The organism is Noviherbaspirillum sp., assembly GCF_035254865.1.
Taxonomy (GTDB): Bacteria; Pseudomonadota; Gammaproteobacteria; order Burkholderiales; family Burkholderiaceae_D; genus Noviherbaspirillum.
In genome coordinates, this window is sequence record NZ_DATFAF010000047.1 from 1 (window position 1) to 3,510 (window position 3,510).

The 3,510-nt window shown below is 63.8% G+C and carries 3 protein-coding genes; 1 reads left to right on the top strand and 2 read right to left on the bottom strand.

Translation table 11 applies throughout. From position 1 onward, the window contains the following. Both VJ651_RS12360 and VJ651_RS12365 read right to left on the bottom strand, forming a co-directional pair. Positions 1-1,463 (bottom strand): M1 family metallopeptidase (locus tag VJ651_RS12360; protein WP_324107745.1); only part of this gene is annotated, 1,463 nt, incomplete at its 3' end. After that, a complete protein-coding gene (locus VJ651_RS12365) occupies positions 1,460-2,668 on the bottom strand; it encodes a ChaN family lipoprotein (RefSeq protein ID WP_324107746.1) in 1,209 nt (402 codons plus the stop codon). The genes VJ651_RS12365 and VJ651_RS12360, both read right to left, overlap by 4 nt. 279 nt (positions 2,669-2,947) lie before the next feature. Between VJ651_RS12365 and VJ651_RS12370 the strand changes: the two genes are divergently transcribed. Next, positions 2,948-3,510: glutathione S-transferase N-terminal domain-containing protein (locus tag VJ651_RS12370; RefSeq protein WP_324107747.1), on the top strand; the 563-nt coding region annotated here is incomplete at its 3' end.

A 3,510-nucleotide genomic window follows, 5' to 3' on the forward strand; every position in this document is an offset into this window, starting at 1 on the left:
GATCGCCCCGCATAGACCAGTTCGACCGGCAGGTGCAATGCGTAGGCAGGCGAGGTCTGTTCGACGGCGAGCTGCAGGCGCGGCTTGCCTGTCTCGGATGTCAGGCTGGCGTCGGATATGGTCACCGTCGGCCCGCCGGCGCGCGTGAGCCATTGCTTGAAAAACTCATCCAGCGGCTTGCCCGATGCCTGCTCGAACGCAAGGCGCAGGTCGTTCCAGCTCGCCTGCTGGAAGCGACGCTTGTTCCAGAACGCGCGAATGCCTTTGCCGAAGGCTTGTTCGCCGATCGCGTCGCGCAGCATCACGAACAGCATCGCCGACTTTCCATAGCCGATGGCCGCCGCCGCGCCGTGCGTGCGGGACCGAAAGCCGCTCAGGGTCTGCCGGTCTCCGGCCGGCACGGCAGCGAAGTCGCGCAGCCATGCCAGGCGCATTTCCCGCGCCGTATCCGCCGATGCGCGTTCCTTGTACGCGTAATCGGCCATGAAGGTGGTCAGCCCCTCGCTCCAGTTTCCGCTGGCGTAATCGACATACACGCCATTGCCCCACCAGTTGTGCAGCACTTCGTGACCGAGCGAGGTGGCGCGGATGAAAGGCAGCTTCAGCACGTCGGCCCCGATATAGGTCAGGGTCGGCATGCCGAAGCCGGTCGGCAAGGGACTCGCGACAATGGAGAAGCCGGCGAAGGGATATGCGCCGATCTGCTCGGAATACGACGCGATGTAGGCCTGCGTATCGTCGAGGTAGCCATCGCTCATGCCGGGCAACGCATCCAGTTCGCGCGTGAAGTAGGTGCGCAGGCGCAAGGGTTCCGTGTCTTTGCGCGCGATCATTTTCTCGCGCACGATCCACGGCCCGGCCATGAGATCGATGCCGTCGGCGGGCTGCGTGAATTCGAAGCTGGCGCGATAGGGTTTCGTGCCGTCGGCAGGTACCTCCTCCGACAGCAGGCGGCCCGCCACCAGTGCGCGCTGCCCGTTGCTCACCGAGAGCGTCAATCGATAGGTGAACAGATCGGCAGGCTGCGGGTACCAGGCGCTGCCGGCCGGCAGGAAGCTGCCTTCGCTGGAGGCCATCGGCGGCAGGCTGCGCAAGACGCCGCGATGATCGAGGCTGCGATCCAGTCCCGGCAGCGTGCCGCCGTATTCCAGCCGCAGCTTGTCGGCACCCGACGGCATGGCGACGCGCCAGCCGCGCAGCGCACCTTCGCGTCCGGCAGGATGCACGGCGAGGACTTTGCCGCCGGCCGAGGCACTCATCACCTGCAGGGACTCATGCAAGGCAAAGACAAATTCCTGCGCGGGCGGAACAAGTTCGGCGCGTGCCTTGAATTCACGGGTATCGGTGTTCAGGTCGACATGCAGTTCCAGTGCGGGCGGCGCGGCGCGCGCGCATGCGTTCGCGAGAACAAGCAGCAGAACGAACAGTGGCTGACAGATGGCACGCGCAAACAGACGGCTCATCGGCGCACCGGAAACTTGATGACCAGATCCAGCGTCTCGTCGCCGCGCTTGATGCGCATCGGCAGCCAGGTTCCCGCCGGCTGCCCGCGCACGGCGGCAACCACAGCGCCGCTTGCGGTGACGGCCGTGCCGCCGACTTCCAGCAGACGGTCGCCGTTCTTCAGCCCGGATTTTTCCGCAAGGCTGCCTGCGCCAACGTCGATGATGCGCACCGCGCCCTCATTCTCTTCGAGACGCACGCCCAGTCGCGGCGGCTCCGGCGCGGGCTCGGCCTGCGGCGGCAAACCGAAGGCGACATTCACCATGCCGGGACGGATTTCCTTGCAATCCATCTCGGGCGAAAGCGCCATCATGGTGCCGACGTTCTTGATGCCGAGATCGCGCAACTGGAACGGGACCCCGTAATTGAAGCGGATATGTCCGCTGCCCATGATGCCGACCACTAACGGCTTGTCGCTGCCTTGCACCGCATTCGCGCGGCGCGCCAGGGCTTCGGCCATGGCGCGGTCCCAGGTGGTTTGCGATTCGACGAAATTGCGGAACGCGCTGTCCGACTTGCTGGCTTTCTCGCTCTTCGCTCCCTTCGCGGCATGCATGGCGTGCATGCGGTAGACATCGAACAGGAAGTCGCGATAGGCGTCGCTCGGCGGCGCTGCACGGCCCACGCCCTCGCGCTGCACTTCGGGCACGCTGTCCCAGCCTTTCTCGCGCACCGCCTTGTTGAGCGAGGAGTCCACGTTCAACGCCATCATCGGGATGCGGTTGATGCGTGCGAATTCGAAGAGCGGCAGATAGAGTTCGGGCGGCGTGTTCCACACCTTGTTCCATTCCGCCTGCTCCAGGAATTGCTTCACCGTCAAATCGCCGGCGACCCAGCGGTCCAGCACCGTCTGCACGCGGCGCGGAAACATTTCGAAGCCGATCGCCATGTTCGGCCGCAGCAGATGAAGCGCCGCGAGCGTCTGCAACTGCCAGCGGTGATGATCGTCGTCGTCATGGTGCTCGCCGAGCAGGACCACCTCGCGTCTGGCCATGTCGGTCAGCAGTTCATTTTCAGGAACGGTGCGAAACGGCGCCCGGTCCAGCGCGGTCCATGCGCTCGGAATCAGACAACTGGGGGCGGATGCCGCATGCGCGGAGTGCAGCGCCAAGGCGGCCAGGCAAGCCAGCGCAGCGGCTGCGGTTCGGAGGTTTTTCGGTTGCATGACAGGATGTGACCTTTCGATCTTTTCCGGCAGGTATGGCGAAGCAGTGCGGACGCGCCGCGCCGTTTTTTCAATCGACCTCCCGGCATCGCGGCCTTCGCACCGGCCTTGATTTCGGTCAAGCCGAGCGCCGATCTAACCGCGCCGCAAGCATACGCCCTTTTCCATGGTGTGGGTTTCGCCTGGATCAGCAAAGCAGAAAATGGCAAAGCGTTTTATATTGGTCGTCTTGCCCGCTGACCAGGGCTGCCCCGATCACCCGAACTTGAAGGAAATTGCATGACCGATTTGTCCGTCTTTCCCATCACGAAGAAATGGCCCGCCCAACATCCCGACCGCATTCAGCTTTATTCCCTGCCCACACCCAACGGCGTCAAGGTGTCGATCATGCTGGAAGAATCCGGCCTGCCTTATGAGCCGCATCTCGTGAGCTTCGAGACGAACGACCAGCTGTCGCCGGAATTTCTCTCGCTCAATCCGAACAACAAGATTCCCGCCATCATCGATCCGCAGGGACCGAACGGCAAGCCGCTGCCCTTGTTCGAATCGGGCGCGATTCTGATCTACCTGGCCGACAAGAGCGGGCAGTTTCTCCCGGCAGACCCGGCGCTGCGCTACGAGACGATCCAGTGGCTGATGTTCCAGATGGGCGGCATCGGCCCGATGTTCGGCCAGCTCGGTTTCTTCAACAAGTTTGCCGGCAAGGCCTACGAAGACAAGCGCCCGCGCGACCGCTATGTGGCGGAGTCGAAGCGCCTGCTGGGCGTGCTGAATCAGCGGCTCGCCGGACGCACCTGGATCATGGGCGACGACTATACGATCGCCGATATCGCCACCCTCCC